Annotated in this window: 19 protein-coding genes and 1 other RNA gene; 17 read left to right on the top strand and 3 right to left on the bottom strand. The window is 73.0% G+C overall.

The genetic code is table 11. The features are described from left to right. A complete protein-coding gene (locus tag FHD63_RS10065; protein WP_158296749.1) occupies positions 1-3,801 on the bottom strand; it encodes an FtsK/SpoIIIE domain-containing protein in 3,801 nt (1,266 codons plus the stop codon). Positions 3,802-4,010: 209 nt separating this feature from the next. Between FHD63_RS10065 and FHD63_RS10060 the strand changes: the two genes are divergently transcribed. The 12 genes from FHD63_RS10060 to prfB all read left to right on the top strand — a co-directional run bounded on the left by FHD63_RS10060 (position 4,011) and on the right by prfB (position 14,498). After that, positions 4,011-5,243, top strand: coding sequence for a TadA family conjugal transfer-associated ATPase (locus tag FHD63_RS10060; protein ID WP_139721942.1), 1,233 nt, complete (start codon positions 4,011-4,013; stop codon positions 5,241-5,243). Beyond that, positions 5,243-6,109 (top strand): type II secretion system F family protein, encoded by an 867-nt coding sequence (locus tag FHD63_RS10055; RefSeq protein ID WP_139723089.1) that lies wholly within the window; start codon positions 5,243-5,245, stop codon positions 6,107-6,109. Before FHD63_RS10060 ends, FHD63_RS10055 begins: the two co-directional genes overlap by 1 nt. Continuing rightward, positions 6,106-7,035, top strand: a complete 930-nt coding sequence (locus FHD63_RS10050) for a type II secretion system F family protein (protein ID WP_139721941.1) — start codon at positions 6,106-6,108, stop codon at positions 7,033-7,035. Before FHD63_RS10055 ends, FHD63_RS10050 begins: the two co-directional genes overlap by 4 nt. 25 nt (positions 7,036-7,060) lie before the next feature. Then, on the top strand, positions 7,061-7,264 hold the full coding sequence (locus tag FHD63_RS10045; protein WP_139721940.1) for a hypothetical protein: 204 nt from the start codon (positions 7,061-7,063) through the stop codon (positions 7,262-7,264). A gap of 1 nt (position 7,265) precedes the next feature. Beyond that, the gene (locus tag FHD63_RS10040) at positions 7,266-7,652 is read left to right on the top strand and encodes a TadE/TadG family type IV pilus assembly protein (RefSeq protein WP_139721939.1); all 387 of its coding nucleotides are present in this window, start codon (positions 7,266-7,268) and stop codon (positions 7,650-7,652) included. A gap of 2 nt (positions 7,653-7,654) precedes the next feature. Further along, positions 7,655-8,086, top strand: a complete 432-nt coding sequence (locus FHD63_RS10035; RefSeq protein ID WP_238705614.1) for a pilus assembly protein — start codon at positions 7,655-7,657, stop codon at positions 8,084-8,086. A 101-nt stretch (positions 8,087-8,187) separates the two neighbouring features. After that, the gene (locus FHD63_RS10030) at positions 8,188-8,610 is read left to right on the top strand and encodes a hypothetical protein (protein WP_139721938.1); all 423 of its coding nucleotides are present in this window, start codon (positions 8,188-8,190) and stop codon (positions 8,608-8,610) included. Positions 8,611-8,716: 106 nt separating this feature from the next. Beyond that, positions 8,717-9,376, top strand: a complete 660-nt coding sequence (locus FHD63_RS10025; protein WP_139721937.1) for an HAD family hydrolase — start codon at positions 8,717-8,719, stop codon at positions 9,374-9,376. A 374-nt stretch (positions 9,377-9,750) separates the two neighbouring features. Further along, the gene (locus FHD63_RS10020) at positions 9,751-11,259 is read left to right on the top strand and encodes a beta/alpha barrel domain-containing protein (RefSeq protein ID WP_139721936.1); all 1,509 of its coding nucleotides are present in this window, start codon (positions 9,751-9,753) and stop codon (positions 11,257-11,259) included. 116 nt (positions 11,260-11,375) lie between these two features. Beyond that, positions 11,376-12,701, top strand: coding sequence for an MFS transporter (locus tag FHD63_RS10015; protein WP_139721935.1), 1,326 nt, complete (start codon positions 11,376-11,378; stop codon positions 12,699-12,701). 71 nt (positions 12,702-12,772) lie between these two features. Continuing rightward, a complete protein-coding gene (locus FHD63_RS10010; RefSeq protein WP_139721934.1) occupies positions 12,773-13,330 on the top strand; it encodes a DinB family protein in 558 nt (185 codons plus the stop codon). 55 nt (positions 13,331-13,385) lie between these two features. Beyond that, positions 13,386-14,498: a peptide chain release factor 2 gene (prfB, locus tag FHD63_RS10005; protein WP_139721933.1), complete on the top strand. Its 1,113-nt coding sequence runs from the start codon at positions 13,386-13,388 to the stop codon at positions 14,496-14,498. A 77-nt stretch (positions 14,499-14,575) separates the two neighbouring features. Here prfB and FHD63_RS10000 read toward each other — a convergent pair whose 3' ends face one another. After that, positions 14,576-16,993, bottom strand: a complete 2,418-nt coding sequence (locus FHD63_RS10000) for an ExeM/NucH family extracellular endonuclease (RefSeq protein WP_139721932.1) — start codon at positions 16,991-16,993, stop codon at positions 14,576-14,578. A 262-nt stretch (positions 16,994-17,255) separates the two neighbouring features. On the opposite strand from FHD63_RS10000, the gene ftsE reads away from it, so the two are divergent. The 4 genes from ftsE (at position 17,256) to smpB (ending at position 21,149) form a co-directional block, all read left to right on the top strand. Continuing rightward, on the top strand, positions 17,256-17,951 hold the full coding sequence (gene ftsE / locus FHD63_RS09995; protein ID WP_139721931.1) for a cell division ATP-binding protein FtsE: 696 nt from the start codon (positions 17,256-17,258) through the stop codon (positions 17,949-17,951). Continuing rightward, positions 17,948-18,871: a permease-like cell division protein FtsX gene (ftsX, locus tag FHD63_RS09990; RefSeq protein WP_139721930.1), complete on the top strand. Its 924-nt coding sequence runs from the start codon at positions 17,948-17,950 to the stop codon at positions 18,869-18,871. The genes ftsE and ftsX overlap by 4 nt, the downstream gene beginning before the upstream one ends. Positions 18,872-18,886: 15 nt before the next feature. Further along, complete coding sequence (locus FHD63_RS09985) at positions 18,887-20,611, top strand: M23 family metallopeptidase (RefSeq protein WP_139721929.1); 1,725 nt, start codon at positions 18,887-18,889, stop codon at positions 20,609-20,611. A 61-nt stretch (positions 20,612-20,672) separates the two neighbouring features. After that, entirely contained in the window at positions 20,673-21,149 is a 477-nt protein-coding gene (gene smpB / locus FHD63_RS09980; RefSeq protein ID WP_139721928.1) for an SsrA-binding protein SmpB, read from the top strand. Here the strand turns inward: smpB and FHD63_RS15985 are convergent. Then, positions 21,133-21,567, bottom strand: a complete 435-nt coding sequence (locus tag FHD63_RS15985) for a hypothetical protein (protein ID WP_158296748.1) — start codon at positions 21,565-21,567, stop codon at positions 21,133-21,135. The two genes, smpB and FHD63_RS15985, sit on opposite strands and share 17 nt — an antisense overlap. Before the next feature lie 127 nt (positions 21,568-21,694). Here FHD63_RS15985 and ssrA point away from each other — a divergent pair. Next, positions 21,695-22,061, top strand: a transfer-messenger RNA (tmRNA) gene (gene ssrA / locus FHD63_RS09970). Positions 22,062-22,245: the final 184 nt, after the last annotated feature.

Raw genomic sequence — 22,245 nt, 5'->3', positions numbered from 1 at the left:
TCAGCGGTCCGGGTCGGGGGCCGCCAGCTGCACCCTCGTGCAGCGCCCGCGCTGCACGAGCACCCCGCGCCCGGGCAGGGGCAGGTCGCCCACGGGCACGGCGACCCCCAGCAGGGACCCCTGGCTCGGCGCACCGGGCTGGAGCAGCAGCCCGGTGCGGTGGCGCGCGGCCAGGGGCACCAGACCCCGGAAGGCGCTGGCGGCGGCGTCGATGTCGGCGGCGACGACCAGGGCGGGCCGGTATGCCGTGACCGCCCGGACCAGGACGTCCTCCACCGGGGTGTGGAAGAGCAGGTCGGCGTCGTCCACCACGACGACCCCGTCGGGCCCGAGACCGGCGACGAGAGCGTCGACCTGGTCGTCACCCGGCGGGTCGGCGGGGTCGACGACCAGCGACGGGCGCCCGCGCCGGAGCAGCGCCAGCGCGTGCGAGCGGCCCGACCCGGGCGGCCCGAGCACCACGACCGACCCGTCCGGTCGCCCGAGCGGACGCGCCTCGTCACCCCCGACCGCCCAGGCCGAGAGATCGTCACCGGACGGCGACCACCGGCGGGGGAGCGGGCGGCATACCAGCGGAGGGGGTCCCGCGGGTGGAGGGCCGAGGACGGCACCGGCGGGCAGCGCGACGTGCGCCTCGACCCCGTCGCGCAGATCGACCAGGCGTCCGGGGGGCTGGTCGACGGGGATCTGGTGGGGCCGGAGCCCGGTCAGGAGCAGGTCGCCCGGGTCGTTGAGCCGGTGCGCCCAGGTGTGCGGGAGCAGCGAGGCGATCGTGCCGAGGAGCAGACCGCGGTCACCGGTGACCAGCCCGACGACGCCGGCGGCCGGGCCCTCGCGCAGGATGCGCAGCGCCACCTCCACGCCGCGGCCGCGCTCCAGACCCTCGAAGAGGTCGACGAGCCGGTCCCACCCGTCGACCGCCAGGACGACCGGTGGCCGGTCGCCGGCACCGGCCGCCTGCCGGGCCCGGACGAGCTCGTCGAGCCGGTCCAGCACCCGGAGCCCGTGGGCGAGGTCGTCCGGCTCCACCCACCCCAGGAGCCCCGGATGGTGCCGCAGCTCGGTGGCCGCCAACGAGCGGCCCAGGTCCAGCACGACGGCCCAGGCGCCGGCGGTGCGGGACAGCACCGAGCGCAGCGTGGTGGAGCGACCGGAACGGGCGGCCCCGATGACCGCGAGGTGCTCCTCCGCCGACCACGAGAGCGGTTCTCGGCGCTGGCGGGCGGGCAGGTCGGCCAGGCCCCACGCGCCCGGCGCGTCGGGGACGGCCTCGACCCGCGCCGGGAGGGGCGGGTGCCACACGACCGGTGGCTCCGCCCCCAGCCGCCGGGCGGCCGCCGGGAGCACCTCGGCCAGGCTGACGAGTCCGTCCTCGCTCTCCTGCTGCTCCTCGGCCGGGTCGAGCAGGCGCCGCGCTGCCCACACGTCGTGGGCGGTCGTCACCCGCCACGCCGACCCCCCGGCCGGCAGCGGCGGGCCCACCCGGGCCACCTGGACCGCGCGGGGGGCGTCGGCGCCCGTGCGCCAGAGGGCGAGCCCGGGCCGCCCCTCGGGGAGCAGCGCCGCAGCCGGTGTCTCGATGACGTCCTGGGAGTCGGTGCTGTCGCGGACCCGCAGGGCGATGCGCAGGTTGACGTTGGCCCGCAGGTCGGCCCCGACCACGCCGGCGGGCCGCTGGGTGGCGAGCACCAGGTGCACCCCCAGGCTGCGGCCCACCGCGGCGAGCCGGACCAGACCCGACATCACCTCGGGCACCTCCTCGGCCAGCACGCGGAACTCGTCGACGACGACGACGAGACGGGGCAGGCCGGGAAGGTCCCGCGCGTCCTTGACGCCGGCCTCGGCCAACCGGGCCTCCCGGCGGGTCAGCTCGGCCTGCAGCGAGGTCAGCACCCGCGCCGCCAGGTGCGGGTCGAGGTCGGTCACCAGCCCGGTCACGTGGGGAAGGCGGGCGCAGTCGCCGAGGGAGGAGCCGCCCTTGAAGTCGACCAGCAGCAGGGCCAGGTCGGCGGGGGAGGAGCGCAGGGCGAGACCGGTCACGAGGGTGCGCAGCAGCTCGGACTTGCCTGCGCCCGTGGTGCCGGCGACCAGGGCGTGCGGTCCGTCGCGCACGAGGTCGAGCCCCACCACCGATCCCGCGGCGTCGGTGCCGATCGGCACGTCCGTGCCGGGGCGGCTCCAGCCCGCGGCCGCCTCGTCGGGCGTCGTCGGCCAGGGCAGCACCGCCCCAAGGGGTGGGGACTCCCCGGGCAGGACGGGGGTGCCGTCGTCCGCGTCCACCGCCTGACGTCCCCGCAGCGGGGCGAGGGTCAGCGCCAGGCTGCGCGCCCGGGCCAGCCCGAGGGTGGTGGGGCGGAACGGCAGGTCCGGACGGCCGGGCAGCTGGAGCACGCCGTGGGTGGGGTCGAGCACGTGCACCCGGGTCGCCCCCGCCGGTGCCTGCGACAGGTCGTCCACGAGGACCAGGTCCCGGCCCCAGACCACCGGCGTGCCGTCCACGCGCTCGCCGGACGTGCGGGTGTGCGGCAGCCAGGCCAGCAGGTCCCACGCAGGCCCCGGTGGGCGGTCCGGGTCGACGACGAGCGTCCAGGTGCCGGGCGGGTATGCCGTGGCGAGCTGCAGCAGCAGCGCCCGTGCCAGCCCGTCCCTGGTCACCCGGTCCCCGGCGAGCACGAGCGGGCCGTCGAGCGCGAGGGGCAGGGGTGCCGCCTCGTGCCGCAGCGCCCGCCCCTCCAGCCGGACCGTCGAGTCGCACGGGTGCTCACCCAGCGTGACGGACAGCGGCTCGGCGGCCCGCTGCCACAGGCCGAGGGAGGGGTACGGGACCAGGCTGGTCACGACGCCGACGAGCCCGGGATGCTGCCGTCTCAGCAGCTCGAGCTCCTGCCGCAGGCATCCCTCGGCCTGAGCCCGGTGGGCCGCGCCGAGCGCCTCCCGGGCGGCGAGGCCCTCCTCGTGCTCGAGGCGGGCCGCCCGACGGTCACCCAGGTGGTGGCCGAGCATCATCGCCGGGCCCAGCAGGCCGAAGAGCAGCAACCAGGGCATGCGCAGCACCACCGCGACCGCCAGGGCCACCACCAGCGGGAGCGTCCAGGTCCACACGCTCGGGGCCCGGACCGGACGCCGGTCCGGTGCCGCAGGGGTCGAGAACTCGCGCGGCTGCACGGCCGTGGTCGGCCGTGGCCACGGCTCGACCTCGCGACGACCGCCGGACACCGCCTGACGGATCGGGGCGGGGGGACGTGGCACGAGCACCACCCCGGAGCCGCCGACGAGGAGGCGGCCACCGGGGGGCCACAGCGACTCCCGGTCCTCCTGCCCGCCGTCCTGACCGCCCTCCTGGCCGCCCTCCTGACCGCCCTCCCAGGTCATGCCGTTGGTGGATCCGAGGTCCTCCACCCGAACCCCGTCGCGGTCCTGCCGGACCCGGACGTGCCGCCGCGACAGGCCTGGGTCGGCGATGGTCAGGTCGCACCGGGGGTCCCGCCCCAGGGTGACCCAGCGTCCGGGAGGCAGCGGCACCGAGCCGCCCGCGTCCGGACCGGTGGCGACGACCAGGCGGGGAAGTCCGCTGGGGGCCTGCTCCGGGTCCGGCCACGAGGGCCCGTCGAGCTCGGTGCCGTGCACGAGCGGGATCGGCGCGACAGGGCCGCTCCGGTCCCGGGGGTGCTCCGTCTCCGGCTGCCCCGCCCTGCCGGCGCCGAGGCGCAGGACGAGCTGGTCCACGGTCGCGTCGTCCGGTGCCTGGACGGCCAGGAAGCGGACCTGCCCGGCCACGACCCGGGTGACGATGACTCTCATGAGGCCCATGGTGCGCAGGTCGATTCCTGCGTCACCGACGTTGTCCACAGGCTGTGGTCGAGAGGTTCCGCTGTCGTGAGGAACGTCATACAGTGATGCCGCAGAGGGTCGTCGGGGCCTCGCTCAGGGCCCGGCGTCGACGGGTAGGACGAGCGGGGCGCAGGGTGCCGGGCGGGCACCGCTTCGCCAGCGACAGGGGAGCAGGGGCCATGTCGGCGACAGCGCTGCAGTTGCTCGAGGACGACGTCCGCGAGCTCATCCGTCGACGTCGGTTGGATCCGTCCCGCGACGACGAGGCGGTGCGCGACCTCATCGGCGAGGTCCTGGACGACTACGACGACCGGTCACTGGTGGGTGGGCTGGTGCCGCTCGCCGACCGCAAGGAGGCCCACCGGGCGCTGCTCGAGTCGGTCGCCGGATTCGGCCCGCTGCAGCCCTACCTCGACGACCCGTCCGTCGAGGAGATCTGGGTCAACGAGCCGACCAAGGTGTTCGTGGCGCGCAACGGTCGCTCCGAGCTCACTCCCACCCTGCTCACCGAGCAGCAGGTGCACGACCTCGTGGAGCGGATGCTGCGCAGCTCCGGCCGCCGGGTCGACCTCAGCAGCCCCTTCGTCGACGCCAGCCTTCCCGACGGGAGCCGGCTGCACGTCGCCATCCCGGACATCACCCGGCGGCACTGGGCGGTCAACATCCGCAAGTTCGTCGTCGCCGCCGACGAGCTGTCCGACCTGGTGCGGCTGGGGACGCTGACCGAGCAGGCTGCGAGGTTCCTGGAGGCAGCCGTGGCCGCCGGGCTCAACGTCCTCGTCGCGGGCGGCACGCAGGCCGGCAAGACGACGATGCTGAACTGCCTCACGGCCGCCATCCCCGCGGGCGAGCGGGTCGTGACCTGCGAGGAGGTCTTCGAGCTCAAGGTCAACCTCCGGGACGTCGCAGCCCTGCAGTGCCGGCAGCCGAGCCTCGAGGGCACCGGGGAGATCCCTCTGCGGCGCCTGGTCAAGGAGGCCCTGCGGATGCGGCCGGGGCGCATCATCGTGGGCGAGGTGCGTCAGGAGGAGAGCCTGGACCTGCTCATCGCGCTCAACAGCGGTCTGCCCGGGATGTGCACCATCCACGCCAACTCCGCCCGGGAGGCCGTCACCAAGATGTGCACCCTGCCGCTCCTCGCCGGGTCCAACGTGAGCAGCAGCTTCGTCGTGCCCACGGTCGCGAGCTCGGTGGACATCGTGGTGCACCTGGCCCTGGAGGTGCAGGGCGCGCGCCAGGTCCGGGAGATCGTGGCCCTGCCCGGCCGCACCGAGGGGGAGATCGTCGAGATCGCCGACCTCTTCGTCCGGTCCGGGGCGGACCTGGTGCGTGCCGACGGCTTCCCCCCGCACGTCGACCGGTTCGCCCGAGCGGGGTTCGACCTCGCCACCCTGCTGGGGAGCAGACCGTGATGCAGGGCGCGGGCTGGGGGCTCCTCCTGGGCCTCGGGCTCGCCAGCATCTGGTGGTCGTTCTGGCCGCGGACTGTCCGCGTGGGCAGGCGCCCGGGAGCGAGGCGGCTCGAGCGGCTGCAGGACCAGATCGTCCTGGCCGGGGTCCGGGGCCTCGGGGCGCGCACCCTGCTGGTCCTGTGCGTCACGGCCGGGCTCCTGGTGCTGCTGCTGATGTTCGCCGTCACCCGGGTGTGGACCGTCAGCGTGTGCTTCGCCGTGATGGCGAGCTGGCTGCCCGTCGCGGTGGTCGCGGCCCGCGCCCGGCGTCGCCGGACCAGGCTGCGGACGGTCTGGCCGGACGCCGTCGACCACGTGCAGTCCGCCGTCCGGGCAGGTCTGGCCCTTCCCGAGGCGCTGGTCCAGCTCGCCGAACGGGGGCCAGAGGAGCTCCGTCCGGCCTTCGAGGAGTTCGCGCACGACTACCGGGCCACCGGGCGGTTCTCGGAGAGCCTGGACCTGCTCAAGGACCGCATGGCCGACCCCGTCGCGGACCGTCTCGTCGAAGCCCTCCGGATCGCGCGGGACGTCGGGGGCACCGACCTCGGGCGGGTGCTGCGGACGCTGTCGTCCTTCCTGCGGGACGATGCGCGAGCGCGGGCGGAGCTCGAGGCGCGCCAGTCCTGGACCGTCAACGCGGCACGGCTGGCCATGGCGGCCCCGTGGGCGGTGCTCCTCCTCCTGGCCACGCGCGGGAGCACGCTGCAGGCCTACGGGACACCCGCCGGGGCAGTGGTGCTCGCGGTCGGAGCAGGGCTGACCCTGGTCGCCTACCGGGTCATGGTCGCGATCGGGCGTCTGCCCGAGGAGACCAGGGTGCTGCGATGACCGGGGCCTGGTGGGGAGCACTGCTGGGGCTCGTGCTCGCGTGCGGGCTCCTGCTGGCCTGGGCCGGCCTCCCGGTCGCGCGTCGGGTCAGGCTGGCCGACCGGATCGAGCCCTATCTCGACCGACCTCCTCGTCAGTCCCGGCTGCTCGTGCTCGACGACTCGCGTCCCTGGCGGGCCGGTGAGCTGCTCGCTCCCGTGGCCGCCCGGGCCGCGCGTCTCCTGGACCGCGTGCTCGGCGGCGAGGAGTCGGTGCGGACCCGGTTGCACCGGTCCGGCCGGACGGCTGACGTCGAGGCGTTCCGCGTGCAGCAGGTGGTGTGGGGAGTCCTGTGCGCCGCGGTCGCGGTGCTGCTCGGGGTGCTGCTGTGGTTCACCCGGGGCACGAGTCCGGGCGTCGTCCTGCTGCTGGTCGGCTGCGCCTTCCTCGCCGGTGTCATGCTCCGGGACCACCTGCTCAGCCGTGCGGCGGCACGGCGCGAGCGCCAGATCATGGCCGAGTTCCCCGCTGTCGCCGAGCTCCTGGCGCTGTCGGTCACGGCGGGGGAGGGGACGGCACAGGCGCTGGAGCGGGTGGCCAGGCTGTCCCGCGGCGAGCTCGCCGCCGAGCTCGACCTGTGCCTCGCCCAGGCCCGCACGGGAGCCAGCCTCCCGGAGGCGCTGCACGGGCTCAGCCGGCGCACCGGGATCGGGCCGATCATCCGCTTCGTCGACGGCCTCGTCGTGGCCCTGCAGCGCGGGACGCCCCTGGGCGAGGTGCTCCGGGCGCAAGCCGCGGACGCGCGCGAGGCGGCCCGCCAGGAGCTCATCGAGGAGGGCGGCAAGCGGGAGATCAGCATGATGGTCCCCGTCGTCTTCCTCATCCTGCCCGTGACGGTGCTGTTCGCCGTCTTCCCAGGCGTGACGATGCTGCGCCTGGCGATGTGAAGGTCCACTCACCGAGGAGAGTCCGATGATCCGACGATTCGTCACCGCGTCAGCCGTGCTCAGCCAGCGCGTACGTCGATGGCGCGAGGAGCCCGAGCGCGGAGACGTGCCCGGGTGGGTGCTCATCACCATCATGACCGCCGGGCTGGTCGCCGCCCTGTGGCTCGTCGCCGAGCCCCTGCTGACCGGCCTGTTCACCAACGCGGTCAGCGCTGTCACCGGCCCCTGAGATGTCCGGCGGCTCTGCCGAGCGGGGAGCGGCCGCCGCCGAGTTCGCCATGCTGGCGGGCCTGGTCAGCGTCCTCATGCTGGCCGTCGTGCAGCTGGCGTTCGGGCTGCACCTGCACAACACGGCCACCGCCCACGTCGTCGAGGGCGCCAGGGCCGGGGCTCGGGCGGACGCCTCCCCGGCCGACGGGGCCCGCCGGGCACAGGAGCTGCTGTCCTCCAGCCTGACCGGGGGCGGCCCAGGGGTGACGGTGTCCGCGAGACGCACCGTCGTCGACGGGGTCGCGGTCGTCGAGGTCAGCGCGACCATGCCGCTGCCGATCTTCGGCCCGCTCGGGCCGGGGGAGTCGATGACGGTCGTCGGCCACGCCTACGCGGAGGACCAGTGAGGGTGCGCGCCGAGCGTGGCTCGATGACGGTCGAGGTCGCCTTCCTGCTGGTCCTGCTCGTCGTCCCGCTGTTCTACCTCGTCGGCACCGTCGGACGGATCCAGGCCGGGGCGTATGCCGTCACCGCCGCCGCGCGCGAGGCCGGCCGGGCGTTCGTGACCGCGGAGGACGCCGCCGAGGCGTCGGCCCGGGCCCAGGTGGCGGCGGGGCTCGTCTACCGCGCGCACGGCTTCGAGCCGCGGGCGGGCACGGTGCAGCTCTCGTGCGGGCAGAGCGGGTGCCTCACACCCGGCGGGAGCGTGCGGGCCGACTCCCAGGTCAGCGTCGAGCTGCCGCTCGTGCCCGACTTCATGCGCGACCGGCTCCCGACCACGGTCACGCTGACCGCCAGCCACCTGGAGACGGTGGACGAGTTCCGGGCGGGCACCCCGTGACCGCCCTCCACGCCGAGGGCCGGGACCCGCGGAGATGTCGTGCCCTCCGGTCCCTCGGCGGGTCACCTCGGCGGGTCGCACCGGCGCGCGACGCCGGACAGATGAGCATCCTGCTCATCGGGATGGTGGCGATCACCCTGACGATCATCATGGCCGTCGTGGGCGTGACGTCCGTGCAGCTGAGCCGCATCCAGCTGCTGGACGCCGCGGACGCCGCCGCGCTCGACGCGAGTGACGCCCTGGCCGAGGCGCAGGTCTACGAGGGCGGCATCGGCTCCGGCCCGCCGCTGAGCGATGCGACGGTCGTCGAGGCCGCGTCGGCCCACCTCGAGCGACGCGTCATGCCCACCCGCGTCGTCTCCTGGGCCGTGGGGTCGGGCACCGGGACCCCCGACGGGCGCACGGCGGTCGTGACCGTCACCGGGCAGGCCGAGGTCCCTGTCGTGACCGCCGTGCTGAGAGCCGTGGGCGGGGGAGTCTCGATCACGGTCACCTCGACGGCCCGCTCGGACATCGACCCCTGACCGGGCGTCTCCGACCGGCCGGTCGGTGGCTCGTCCACACGAGCGGGGGCGCGGCCGGCGGCATACCTCCTGGGCGGGGTGCGCCGTCGCCTGACAGCATGGCGGTATGCGCGACATCACCCAGGAGACCTTCGACGCGGTCCTCTTCGACAACGACGGCACCCTCACGGACTCGTCCGGGCCGGTCGAGCGCTCGTGGCGCTCCTGGGCCGCCGACCACGGCGTCGACTTCGCGCGGTTCGGCAACTTCCACGGGGTGACCAGCCGCGGCATCGTCGAGCGGGTGGCCCCCCACCTGGACGCGGACGCCGCCACCGCCGACATCGACCGGCGCGAGCTGGAGGACCTGGACGGGATCGTCGCGCTCCCCGGTGCCGTGGACGCGTTGGCGGCGGTCGGGTCGCGCGCGGCCATCGTGACGTCCGCCGGGCGCGAGCTCGCCGTGCTCCGGATCGACGCCGCCGGGCTGAGCGCCCCGGCCGTCGTCGTCACCGCCGACGACATCACCCGCGGCAAGCCGGACCCGGAGCCCTACCTGATCGGGGCCCGCCACCTCGACGCCGACCCCGCGCGGTGCCTGGTCGTCGAGGACGCCGTCGCCGGTCTGGAGTCGGGTCGGGCGGCGGGTGCGGCGACCCTCGCCGTCCTGACGACCCACACCCGGGAGGAGCTCGAGGGTCAGGCCGACCTCGCCGTCGACTCGCTCGCGGACGTGCGCCTGGAGGTCACCGACGCCGGGGTCCGCGTGCACCTGCGTGGGCGCTGAGGCCGAAGGTTCGTGCGCGGTGGTGGCCCTCCAGGGGCCACGACTGCACACGCTGGGCGGCGGTGTCGCCCGCGTGGCCTGCTCTGTGCGCGCCGATGGCCCTCCTGGGGCCACGACTGCACACGACGGCTGGCGGCCCAGCACCGGTCGTGCGACCAGGCGGTGGGGGAGGGCGTGCTGGCCGTCCGGGACGACCGGGGCCACCCGGGCCGAACGGGGCCACCCGGGGGGTGTTCGCCCGGCGGCCGCCACGCCCTGACCTGCGGCGATCCGGTCGAGCCTGACAAGGGGTGGGAACCTACGATACCGTAACCTACGCAAGCGAAACCTACGTCGGCGTAGGTTGCTCCCCGACCAGAGAGGTGTCCCCTCGGATGGCCGCACTCCCCGCTACACCCATCGACCTTCCCACCCAGACCGACCGCCCACGCCCCACGATCATCCAGGGCGGCATGGGCGTCGCCGTGTCCGGCTGGCGCCTCGCCCGCCAGGTGGCGCGCGCCGGCCACCTCGGCGTGGTCTCCGGCACGGCGATGGACGCCGTCATCAGCCGCGTGCTGCAGGACGGCGACCCCGGGGGTCACTACCGCCGGGCGATGGCCGCCTTCCCCAGCCAGGCGATGGCGCAGCGGGTGCTGGACAAGTACTTCATCGAGGGTGGCAAGGAGCCGGGCGCCTCCTACAAGCCCATCCCCAAGCTCACCCTGGAGACCGCCCGGGCCGGGCAGGAGCTCGGCGTCGTCGGCAACTTCGCCGAGGTGTGGCTCGCCAAGGAAGGGCTCTCCGAGCACTCCACCGAGGGCGCGGTCGGCATCAACTGCCTGGAGAAGATCCAGATGGCCAACCCCACGGCCATCCTCGGCGCCATGCTGGCCGGGGTCGACTACGTCCTCATGGGCGCGGGCATCCCCCGGGAGATCCCGCAGCTGCTGCGCTCGCTGGCCGCGGGCGAGCCGGGCAGCATCTCTGCCGACGTCGCCGGGGGGTCCCTGCGCCGGCACGTGACCGTGGACCCGGCCGACCTGCTCGGCGAGGACCTGCCGTCGGTGAGCAAGCCGGACTTCCTGGCGATCATCTCGGTCGACCAGCTCGCCAACTACCTCAACCGCGACCCGGAGATCCGCCCCGACGGCTTCGTCGTCGAGCGCCCCCCGGCCGGTGGGCACTCCGCGCCCCCGCGGGGCAAGATGCAGCTGGACGACGCGGGGGAGCCGGTCTACGGCGCCCGCGACGAGGCCGACCTGGCCAAGATGACCCAGATCGGGCTGCCGTTCTGGATGGCCGGTGCCTACTCCACCCCCGACAAGGTCGCCGAGGCGCTCGCCGCCGGCGCCGTCGGGGTGCAGGTGGGCACGCTCTTCGCCCTCTCCCACGACTCGGGCCTGGCCGACACCCCCCGGGAGCAGCTGCTCGGCCGGCTGCGCACCGGGGAGCTCGCCGTGCGCAACGACCCCCGCGCCAGCCCGACCGGGTTCCCCTTCAAGGTGGCCACCCTGGAGGGCACCGCCAGCCAGGTCGAGGTCTACGAGGCGCGGCCGCGGCTGTGCGACCTGTCCTACCTGCGCCAGCCCTACGAGCGTGAGGACGGCGAGGTCGGCTACCGCTGCGCCTCCGAGCCGGTCCACATGTACCTCAAGAAGGGCGGCGAGGAGGCCGACACCGTCGGGCGCAAGTGCCTGTGCAACGGGCTCATGGCCAACATCGGGCTCGGCCAGGAGCGCAAGGACGGGTATGCCGAGGACACCCTCGTGACCCTGGGCCAGGACCTCGCCGGTGCCACCGCGCTCATCGAGCGGCACCCCGAGGGCTGGTCGGCCCTGGAGGCGCTGGACTACCTGCAGGAGCAGGTGGCCGCGGGTCTGCGGCTGCGGCACACCGCCTGACGCGTCCCGGCCGCCGCGGCCGGGCGGCGGTGCTTATGATGCGGTCACCGCACCGCCGCGTCGGCCCGTACCCAGGGGGGTCGCTTCCGGGCGTGCACGTCTGGAAGGGGTCGACGATGACCGGAGTCAGCAGCAGGCAGACCGAGCGCAGCCGGGAGGAGCGCAAGGTGCTGGCCGGCACCCTGGTCGGCACCACCATCGAGTGGTACGACTTCTTCATCTACGCGCAGGCCGCCGCGCTGGTCCTCGGGCAGCTCTTCTTCGCCCCCATGGGCGAGGGCGGGGCGCAGCTCGCGGCCTGGGCCTCGTTGGGCATCAGCTTCCTGGTGCGCCCGCTCGGTGCGGTCGTCGCCGGCCACCTCGGTGACCGCTTCGGGCGCAAGGTCGTCCTCGTCTTCACGCTGGTGGGCATGGGCGGCGCCACCGCGATCATCGGCCTGCTCCCGACCTACGCCCAGATCGGCGTCGCGGCTCCGGTCCTGCTCATCCTCATGCGGCTCCTGCAGGGCTTCTCCGCCGGCGGTGAGTGGGGCGGCGCCGCGCTCATGTCCGTCGAGCACGCCCCCCGGGGCCGGCGCGGGCTGTTCGGCGCCTACCCCCAGATCGGGGTGCCGATCGGGATGATCCTGGCGACGCTGTTCATGTTCGGGCTGAGCACGTTCATGACCGACGAGCAGTTCCTCACCTGGGGCTGGCGCATCCCGTTCCTCTTCTCGATCCTGCTCATCGGTGTCGGCTACTGGATCCGGCGCGCCGTCGAGGAGTCACCGGTGTTCGCCGAGATGGCGCGGCTGCGGCAGAAGGAGTCGGCGCCGCTCGGCGAGCTGTTCCGCCACCACCGCAAGAACGTCCTGCTCGCCGCGCTGATCTTCGCCGCCAACAACGCCGCCGGCTACCTCGTCATCGCCTACTTCAACGGCTACGGCGTCAACGCGCTCGGCATGGAGCGCACCGAGACCCTCGTCGCCTCCCTCATCGGCGGTGTCGGCTGGTTGGTCTTCACGCTCTACGGCGGCCACATCTCCGACCGGATCGGCCGCGTCCTGACCTTCCAGATCGGCTACGGCATCATCATCCTCTGGGCGATCCCCATGTGGTTCCTGCTCGACACCGCCTCGCTGCCGCTGTTCACCCTCGCGATCCTCGTGCTGACGCTGGGTCTCGGACCGTCCTACGGCCCGCAGTCGGCGCTCTACGCCGAGATGTTCCCGGCCCGGGTGCGCTACTCGGGCGTCTCCATCGGGTATGCCCTGGGCTCGATCGTCGGCGGCGCCTTCGCCCCGCTCATCGCCGAGCTGCTGCTGCAGCGCACCGGCCAGTCGTGGAGCATCGGCGTCTACATCGCGGTGCTGGCGATCATCTCCTTCGCCGCGGTCTCGATGGTCCCGAAGTCGCTCCAGGACTCCGACCTGCACCTCCAGGAGGAGCCGGCGCGCCACTGAGCCGGGCACAGGCATACCTCGGGCCGCACAGCGGTCGCCCCCTGTCCGCGAGCGGCCCTAGGGTGCCGGTCATGAGCGAGATCACCATCGACGACGTCGGCCGCCCCGAGCCCCCGCTGGCGGCGGGGGAGGCGGCGACCCTGGCCGGGTTCCTCGACTACCAGCGCGCCACGCTGGAGTGGAAGACGCGCGACCTGGCGGCCGACGGGCTGCGCCTGCGCCTGCCCGGCCACCCCAGCGGCATGACGCTGGGCGGCCTGCTCAAGCACCTGGCGTGGGTGGAGGACCACTGGTTCACCCAGGTGGTCTCCCGCGCGGCGATGCCCGACCCGTGGGACACCGTCGACTGGTCGGCGGACGAGGACTGGGAGTGGTCCAGCGCCGCCGAGGACGACCCGGACGCGCTGCGCCAGGTCTGGGCCCGGTCCGTCGAGCGCTCCCGGGCCGTGCTCGCCGAGGCGCTGGCCGTCGAGGGCGCGGACCCGCTCGGCGCCACGCACCCGGCCTGGGGCGGGCAGGCGGAGGTGTCGGTCCGGTGGGTGCTCGCCCACATGGTCGAGGAGTACGCGCGGCACAACGGGCACGCGGACGTGCTCCGCGAGCTGGCCGACGGTCAGACGGGGGAGTAGCGCCGCTCCGGCACCCGGCCGGGACGGGCCCGTCGCTGGCGTAGGCTGGTGGATCGTGGCAGTCGACTTCGAGACCGAGATCAAGCAGCTCCGCACGACCATGGCGTCCGTGCGGGAGGTGACCGACCTCGAGCGCCTGGGCGCCCAGATCGCCGACCTCGAGGCCGAGGCGAGCGCGCCCGACCTGTGGGACGACGTCGAGCGGGCGCAGAAGCTCACCTCCAAGCTCTCCCGGGCCAAGGCCGAGCACGACAAGATCACCGGCATGGACGCGCGGATCGACGACCTGGAGGCCCTCGTCGAGCTCGGTCGCGAGGAGAACGACGCCGAGACGATGCAGGAGGCGGAGAAGGAGCTCGCCGGCCTGCGCAAGGCGGTCCAGCTGCTGGAGGTCCGCACCCTGCTCAACGGGGAGTACGACATCCGCGAGGCCGTCGTCACCATCCGCTCCGGTGCCGGCGGTGTGGACGCCGCTGACTTCGCCGAGATGCTCCTGCGGATGTACCTGCGGTGGGCCGAGCGGCACGACTACCCGACCGCTGTCCTGGACACCTCCTACGCCGAGGAGGCCGGGCTGAAGTCGGCGACCTTCGAGGTGAAGGTCCCTTACGCCTTCGGCACCCTCGCCGTCGAGGCCGGCACCCACCGCCTGGTCCGCATCAGCCCCTTCGACAACCAGGGCCGGCGGCAGACCAGCTTCGCCGCGGTCGAGGTGGTGCCGCTCATCGAGAGCACCGACACCATCGAGATCCCCGAGGCGGACCTCAAGATCGACGTCTTCCGCTCCAGCGGGCCCGGGGGCCAGTCGGTCAACACCACCGACTCCGCCGTCCGGATGACCCACCTGCCCACCGGCACCGTCGTCTCGATGCAGAACGAGAAGAGCCAGATCCAGAACCGCGCCGCCGCGCTCCGGGTGCTCCAGTCGCGGCTGCTGCTGCTCAAGAAGGCCGAGGAGGACGCCGCGCGCAAGGAGATGGCCGGCGACGTCAAGGCGTCCTGGGGCGACCAGATGCGCTCCTACGTCCTGCACCCTTACCAGATGGTCAAGGACCTGCGCACCGGACACGAGGTCGGGTCCACCGCCGCGGTGCTCGACGGCGACATCGACGACTTCATCGACGCCGGGATCCGGTGGAAGCGCTCCGCCGACCGCCAGGACGCCTGAGCGGTCCCCGCACGCGGAACGGGCGGCATACCTCGCGATGAGGTATGCCGCCCGCTCACGTCAGGGGCGTGCGCCGGTCAGTTCTTGCCCTTGCCCTTGCCCCGGTTGCCCGTGTCGAGACCGACCAGGACGGGGTCGTGGTCGGAGCTGGCGAACTGGTCGTCGCTGTGGAAGTCGACGACGTTGTAGTTGCGCCGGCTGTACTGGAACGCGATCGACTCGTCGGCGTTGATGTCCCACACGCCCGCACCGGTGACCAGGCGCTGCGCCTTCTCGTTGGCGAAGACGTGGTCCAGGGAGCCCAGGCGGCCACTGAACTGGTAGGTCATCGAGTCCGGCTCGTCGGCCCGGGCCAGGTTGGTGTAGCCCGCGTCCTCGATGATGCGGACCGGGTCCTCCCGGCTGTAGGCGTTGAAGTCGCCCATGAGGAAGATCGCCTCGTCCTCGAACATCTCCTCCGACCAGGCGGTCAGCGCCTCGGCCTGCGCGATGCGCGAGGGGTTGGCGTTGCCCTGGCCGGTGCCGTCGTCCTCGCCCGAGCCCTTGGACTTGAAGTGGTTGGCGACCGCGACGAACGGCTTGCCGGTGCCCGTGGCCTTGAACTTCTGGGCCAGCGGGTAGCGGGCGTTGGCGAAGGCGTCGTCCAGCTGGATCATCGACGGGCCCAGGAGCTGGACCTGGTCCGGGTCGTAGATGAACGCGGTCCGGATGACGTCCTCGTTGGGCGGGGTGACCGTCGGGGACGGGGCGTAGGCCCAGCGCTGCTCACCGGCCTCGGCGTTGAGCGCGGCCACGAGGTCGGCCAGCGCCTTGTCGCGCGGGTGGTCGACGTAGGACAGGGCCGCGGAGTTCTCGATCTCCATGAGCGCCAGCACCTCGGCGTCGGTGCCGTTGATGGCGGTCACCAGCTTGGCCTGCTGGTCGGCGAAGGCCTGCTCGGACCAGGCGCCACGGACCTCGCAGAAGTCCGTCGCGACCGGGTTGCCGAAGCGGTCGGCGAAGAAGTCGCAGCCCTCCTCGTCCTGACCGAGGTCGGAGAAGTAGTTGAGGACGTTGAACGCGCCGATCTGGATGTTGCCACCCACCTCGGGCGCGGCGTACTCCCGGTCGTTCTCGCTGCTGATCGGGTCGACCGGGCTGTCCGAGCCGACCACCTGGCCCACCGGCTGGTAGTTCCACTGGAAGCGGTAGTCCAGGACGACCGGCTGCTCGAAGGTGACCTGCGAGCCGGTGCGGTGCGGCTCCTCCGCCGACAGGTAGGGCAGCGGGGAGTCCTGGGCCGTGCTGTTGCGGATGTAGTCCCAGCTGGAGCCGTCGTCCAGGGTGATGTACTTCTCCTGGTTCGCCGCCTCGTAGGCCTCGGCCTCCGGGCCGGGGAGCACCTGGTCGGTCGCCTGGTAGAGCGGTTCGTCACCGACCGCCAGCCCGAGCTGGCCGTACTGGTTGAGCTGGTAGTTGTTGGTGATGGTGTAGGTCCCCTCGGGCTGCACGAGCATGCCCTCGTAGACCTCCTTCTCGGCGTCCGTCGCCGGGAGGCTGCTCAGCACGGTCGGGACGACCGCCTCGCAGCTGTCCACGACGGTGACGAAGCCGCCGGAGATCTCGGTGAGGCCGTTGTACTCGACGACCTCGCCGTCCTCGACCTCGACGCAGTCGCCGATCTCCAGGTTGTCGGCCGCCCAGGAGCTGTAGAGGAAGACGCCGTCCGAGGCGTCGCCCGGTGCCTTGGCCGCGCCGCCGGAGCCGGCGGTCTGCAGGTAGACGCCGTTGAAGCCGCCGGTCGGGTAGGCCGCGGTCACGACGCCGCTGGTGTTCACCGGCTGGCCCTCCAGGGGAGAGGTGGCACCGGTGCCCTGGATCTGCGCGATCGTCGCGTCGACCGGCTCCGGGTCGGGCTCGGGCTCGGGGTCTGTGCCCCCACCGCTCCCGGTCGGGGTCGGCTCGCCCCGGGTGAAGTCGGCGGCGTTGTCGTCGGTGTCGACCGCGTCGCTGCGGCTGGCCGAGGTCGTGTTGGACAGGCCGGGAGCCGCGCCGCTGCCCTCGAAGCGGGTGGCCGAGCCGTAGCCGACGAGGTCGACGACCTCGCCGTCGAGGCTGAGCTCGACGATGCCGTTGGAGCCGGACATGGAGGCGCCACACTCGATGTCGGGGTCGGGCAGCGGGGTGGTGCCGCCGGAGCCGGGGTTCTGCTGGATGAGGTACGAGGCGCCCGGCTCGACCGTGCCGGACAACGGGCACGCTTTGCCCAGGTTGCCGGACGAGGAGTAGTAGGAGACGGCATACCCGTCGAGGTCGACCGGGGCGTCGGTCGAGTTGACGAGCTCGACGAAGTCGTGGGTGTAGACCGCGCCGCTGTTGCCGCCGCCGCCGTAGACCTCGTTGACGACGAGGCCGGGGCCGGCGGCCTGGACCGCGGGGGAGAGGGCGACGAGGCCGGTGACGGCCAGGGCTGCCGTCGACGCGGCGGCCACGGCGCGCCTGGGGACGTTCTGCATGTGGTGCACTCCAATGGGCAAGGGACGGTGGGCGTGTGCCGCTGTGACGGCTCCACGACCGTAGCCCGTGGGGCCGACAGACGCTCCCCGACCCGCGTGCGACACCCCAGATGTCACGCAGAGTTCGCCCGGTCCCCGGGATCGGCGTGCGCCCGGCGTGGGAGCCCTTGACCCCAGGCACCCGTCGGCTACCGTGTGTCGCGGTCGAAACTCCTCACCCACACGTCACAGTCGTCCCACACACCTCTGGAGTCCCGCCCGGATGATCACCATGGAGCGCGTCAGCCTGCGCTACGCCAAGGCTGACCCCTGGGCGCTGGACGAGGTCGACCTGGACGTGCGGCGGGGCGAGTTCTGCTTCGTCGTGGGGGAGTCCGGGTCGGGCAAGTCCTCCCTGCTGCGGCTGGTCATCCTGGAGCAGCGGCCCAGCCGGGGGCGTGTCCTCGTCGCCGGCCACGACCTCGGCGAGCTGGCCCCCCGCAGGGTGCACCTGCTGCGCCGTCAGATCGGCACCGTCTTCCAGGACTTCCGCCTGCTCTCGGGCAAGACCGTCCACCAGAACGTCGCCTACGTGCTGCAGGTCCTCGGCGCGAGCCGGCACGAGATCCGCCAGCGGGTGCCGGAGACCCTCGACCTCGTGGGGCTGCAGGGCAAGGGCAGGAGGCTGCCGCACGAGCTCTCCGGCGGCGAGCAGCAGCGGGTCGCCATCGCCCGGGCGATGGTCAACAAGCCGCCGATCCTGCTCGCCGACGAACCCACCGGCAACCTGGACCCGGACACCAGCGAGGAGATCGTCGCCATCCTGGACCGGATCAACCGGGCCGGGACGACCGTGCTCATGGCCACCCACGACACGACGATCGTCGACCACTTCCGCAAGCGGGTCGTCCAGCTGCAGGACGGCCAGGTCGTCCGCGACCAGGCCGAGGGCGGCTACCGCCAGGTGGCGCTCCCGTGAGGCCCGGCTTCCTCCTCGGCGAGGTCGGCAACGGGCTGCGCCGCAACTTCTCCATGTTCGTCTCCGTCGTGCTGGTGACGATGGTCTCGCTCTTCTTCCTCGGTGTCGGCCTGCTCGCCCAGGCCCAGGTCAGCACCGCCAAGGGTGAGTGGTACGACCGGGTCCAGGTCTCGATCTTCCTGTGCACCCCGGACTCCACGGACGCCCCCGGCTGCACGGCCGGTGCGGTGACGCCGGAGCAGCGGGACCAGATCGAGAGCGACCTGCAGGGCCTCGAGCCGCTGGTCACCGAGTACTTCTACGAGTCGAACGCGGAGGCGTACGAGCGGTTCACCGAGCAGTTCCGCAACTCCTCGGCGCTGGAGTCGGTGCCCCAGGAGTCCATCCCGGCCTCGTTCCGGGTCAACCTGTCCGACCCGTCGCAGTACGACGTCATCCGCGCCGCCTTCGAGCAGGCACCCGGCGTCGACAGCGTCGAGGACCAGCGCGAGGTCGTCGACCGGCTCTTCGCCTTCCTCGGCGCCCTCAGCTGGGGCGCGCTCGCGCTCGCGGTGGCGATGGTCGTGTGCGCGGTCCTGCTCATCTCCACGACGATCCGGCTCACCGCCTGGACCCGCCGCAAGGAGACCGCGATCCAACGGATGGTGGGGGCCTCGGCCTTCTCCATCCGGCTGCCGTTCATCCTCGAGACCGTCGTGGCCGCCCTGCTCGGCGCCGCGCTGGCGGTGGCCCTGCTCTGGGCGACCGTGCGCTTCGGGATCAGCGGTTTCCTGTCCGAGCTGCTCGCGGGGGAGAGCGGCCTCGTCAGCCTGGTCGGCGAGCGCGACCTGTGGCTGATCACCCCGTTCCTCGTCGGTGGGGCAGTGCTGCTCGCCGTCGTGACCGCCTGGACCGCGCTGCGGCGCCACGTCAGGGTCTGAGAAGGAGAAGACACCATGGTGAGAACCCCCCGACCCGGCCCCGGGCGAGACGGCGCGACGCCGGCCCGGCGCGTGGCGGCATACCGGCCGCGCGTGCGCCGAGCCTTGGCCCTGGCCCTCGTCGGCGCGATCGGCGTGGCCACCCCCGCGCTGGCCTCCGGCGAGCTGGACGACATCCGTGACCGGCTGAGCAGCGTCGAGGACGAGCGGCAGCGCGCGAGCGCCGACCGGGAGAGCTCGGCCGAGCAGGTGCACGAGCTCGGCGAGGAGCTGGAGCACACCAGCGCCGAGCTGGTCGCTGCCGACCAGCGGCTGCAGGAGATCACCGCCCAGGTCGACGAGGCACGCATCGTGCTGGAGGAGGCCGAGCTCGACCTCGCCGACGCGGAGGCCGAGACGGCCCGGATCGAGGGCGAGCTGGCCCTGGCGCGGGAGAACGAGGCGCAGATCGAGGACTCGCTGGAGCAGGTCGCGGACGACCGGGCGGACACGTCGGCGACGGTCGGGGCGATCGCGCGGCAGAGCTACAAGCAGGGCGGTATGGGCTCGCTCGCGACCACCCTGGACCTCCTGTCCGGCGAGGCGGACGCCGTGGACCAGATGTCGATGGCACGGACGGTGCTGCGGGTCCAGGACCAGCAGATCCGGCAGCTGGCGACGCAGGAGGCCGAGCAGGTCGCCGAGCAGGACCGGCTGGCCGGGGTGCGCTCCGACATCGCCTACCTGCTCGCCAAGGCCGAGGCCAACGTCGTCGCCAAGGAGCAGGCGCGCGCCACGGCGGACGCCGCCAAGGCCGCGCTCGAGCAGCGGGAGGCCGAGCAGGAGCAGGCCAAGGCCGACCTGGAGACCGAGAAGGCCAAGGTCGAGGAGTCGTTGGCGGCCGAGCAGGAGCGTTCGGAGGCCCTCGAGGACGAGCTGGCCGAGCTCGCGAGGACCAAGGACGGGCTCGAGCAGCAGGAGCAGGCCGAGCTGGAGCGCATCGAGGAGGCCCGGCGCAAGGCCGAGGAGGAGGCTCGACGCAAGGCCGAGGAGGAGGCTCGTCGGCAGGCGGCCGCGGAGGCTGCGGCGAAGCGGGCGGCGGAGGAGGAGGCCGCGCGTCAACGCGCCGCCGAGCGGGAGGCCCAGCGCCAGCGCGAGGCCGAGGCCGAGGCGCAGCGGCTGCGCGACGAGGCTGCTGCCGCCGAGGCGGCACGCCGGGCCGAGGCGGCCGAGGCGGAGGCGGCCGCGGCCGCCCAGGCGGCGCAGGAAGCAGCAGCCCGGGAGGCGGCCGAGCGCCAGGCCGCGGAGGAGCGGGCCTCGCGTCAGGCGGAGGAGGAGCGTCAGGCGGCCGCGGCGGCGTCCAGCGGCATCCTGTCGGCCCCGTCCGCGGGGCCGATCACCAGCGAGTTCGGCAACCGCTTCCACCCGGTCTTCCAGACCTGGCGGCTGCACGCCGGGATCGACTTCGGGCCGGGCTGCGGGACCCCGGTGACCGCAGCCGCCGACGGCGTGGTCTACAGCTCCGGCTTCGACGCCGGCGGGGGGAACATGGTCATCATCGACCACGGCGTCCTGCGCGGGGTGAACCTCACGACGAGCTACCTGCACATGCAGAGCGCCGCGGTGGTCTCGGCCGGTCAGGCGGTGAGCCGCGGTCAACTCCTGGGGTATGTCGGCAGCACCGGGGCGTCCACGGGCTGCCACCTGCACTTCGAGACCCGGGAGAACGGCACCCCGGTCAACCCGCGCACCTGGCTCTGAGCCCGGTCCGGCCGAGAACCCTGGTGAACGCCGGGCTCCGGTCGCCTACACTTGACCGGCCATGCCCAAGGAGACCGGACGCAAGCTGATCGCCAGCAACAAGAAGGCCCGACACGAGTACCTCATCGAGGACACCGTCGAGGCCGGCCTCGTGCTGACCGGCACCGAGGTGAAGTCGTTGCGGATGGGGCGGGCCAGCCTCGTCGACGGGTACGCCACGCAGTACCAGGGTGAGCTGTGGCTGGAGGGGGTGCACATCCCGGAGTACACCCAGGGGACGTGGACCAACCACGCGGCGCGACGGCGGCGCAAGCTCCTGCTGCACCGCGAGCAGATCGACAAGCTGGTGGCCAAGGCCGAGCAGGCCGGGCACACCATCGTGCCGCTCTCGCTCTACTTCGTCGACGGGCGGGCCAAGGTCGAGATCGCCCTCGCCAAGGGGAAGAAGCTGCACGACAAGCGCCAGACCCTGCGCGAGCGTCAGGACCGGCGCGAGGCGGAGCGGGCGATGTCAGCGCACCTCAAGAAGCACGGCTGAGGCGACGGGCCACCACGGACGGGCGGGCGAACAGCCACAGCCCGCCCAGGGAGAAGAGCGCGGGAAGCAGGTAGACCAGCAGGTTGAGGGGCTGGCTGACGAAGGCCAGGACGAGCCCGATCATCGCAGGCGCCTCCAGGATCGCGGCGCGCAGCACCACGGACGTCTGCACCTGAGCGGGGGTGGGTGGACCGCTCGGCCGGGGGAGCGGGGCGGCCAGGGCCAGTCCCCAGGAGCCCAGCGTCGCCAGACCCACCACGACCAGCTGCCAGGTGTCGGGGGTCTCCAGGCGGGCCCCGACGAGCACCAGGACCACGGCGAGCATGACGAGCCCGCCCGCCATGGCCGCGACGACCACGGCCAGCGGTCGCAGCGCCTGGCGGTGTCCTTCATCGACCGGTGCTCCCGGGAAGCTCATGCACGGCAGCCTCTCACGTGGATCGGGAATCTCCGTGGTGGTCGGGCCGTTGGACCGCGTAGACTCGATCGGGTCGCCCGGGCGTGCCCGGGTTGGTTGACAACTGCACAGCGTGAGACACCCCCATGGGGGTGATCGGTTTCGACGTTGCACGGCACTTCAGGGGAAGCGGGTCGAGGATGCAAGGTCATCTCGTCAACGCCCCTTGCGAAACCAATAGCTGCCAATTCCAAGCGCAGCGACTTCGCCCTCGCCGCCTGAGCGAGCCCGAAGTCTGTCAGCCTGAGCGCGTCACCGACTCAGTGCCTGGCATCAGCTAGGTGACTTGCTGCGTGATCATGTCGAGGGATCACGTGGGACTTCTACTCGACTGGGCCTGTCAGGGAACGTGTGCGCGCGAGCCCTGGGGCCGAGAAAATCCACAGCGCACTGCACCCGGAGAAGCCCTGATTTCCCGGTAACGGACGCGGGTTCGATTCCCGCCACCTCCACCCACGTGTCTCACGCTGTGCGGCTTGTCGCACCTCAGCCCCCAGATTCCGCATAAGGACGCGGATCTGGGGGCTTTGTGCTGGGGGACGCAGATGGCCATGTCGAGACACGAAACGCCCAAAAAACTGTCACACAGCTGTCACAAGGGTTGGGTTCGTTGTTCTGCACAAACATCGGTAACTTAGC

This window comes from Serinicoccus chungangensis, from assembly GCF_006337125.1.
Lineage (GTDB): Bacteria > Actinomycetota > Actinomycetes > Actinomycetales > Dermatophilaceae > Ornithinicoccus > Ornithinicoccus chungangensis.
The sequence above is the reverse complement of the archived record's forward strand: the minus strand, read 5'-3'. Positions and strand labels throughout refer to the sequence as shown.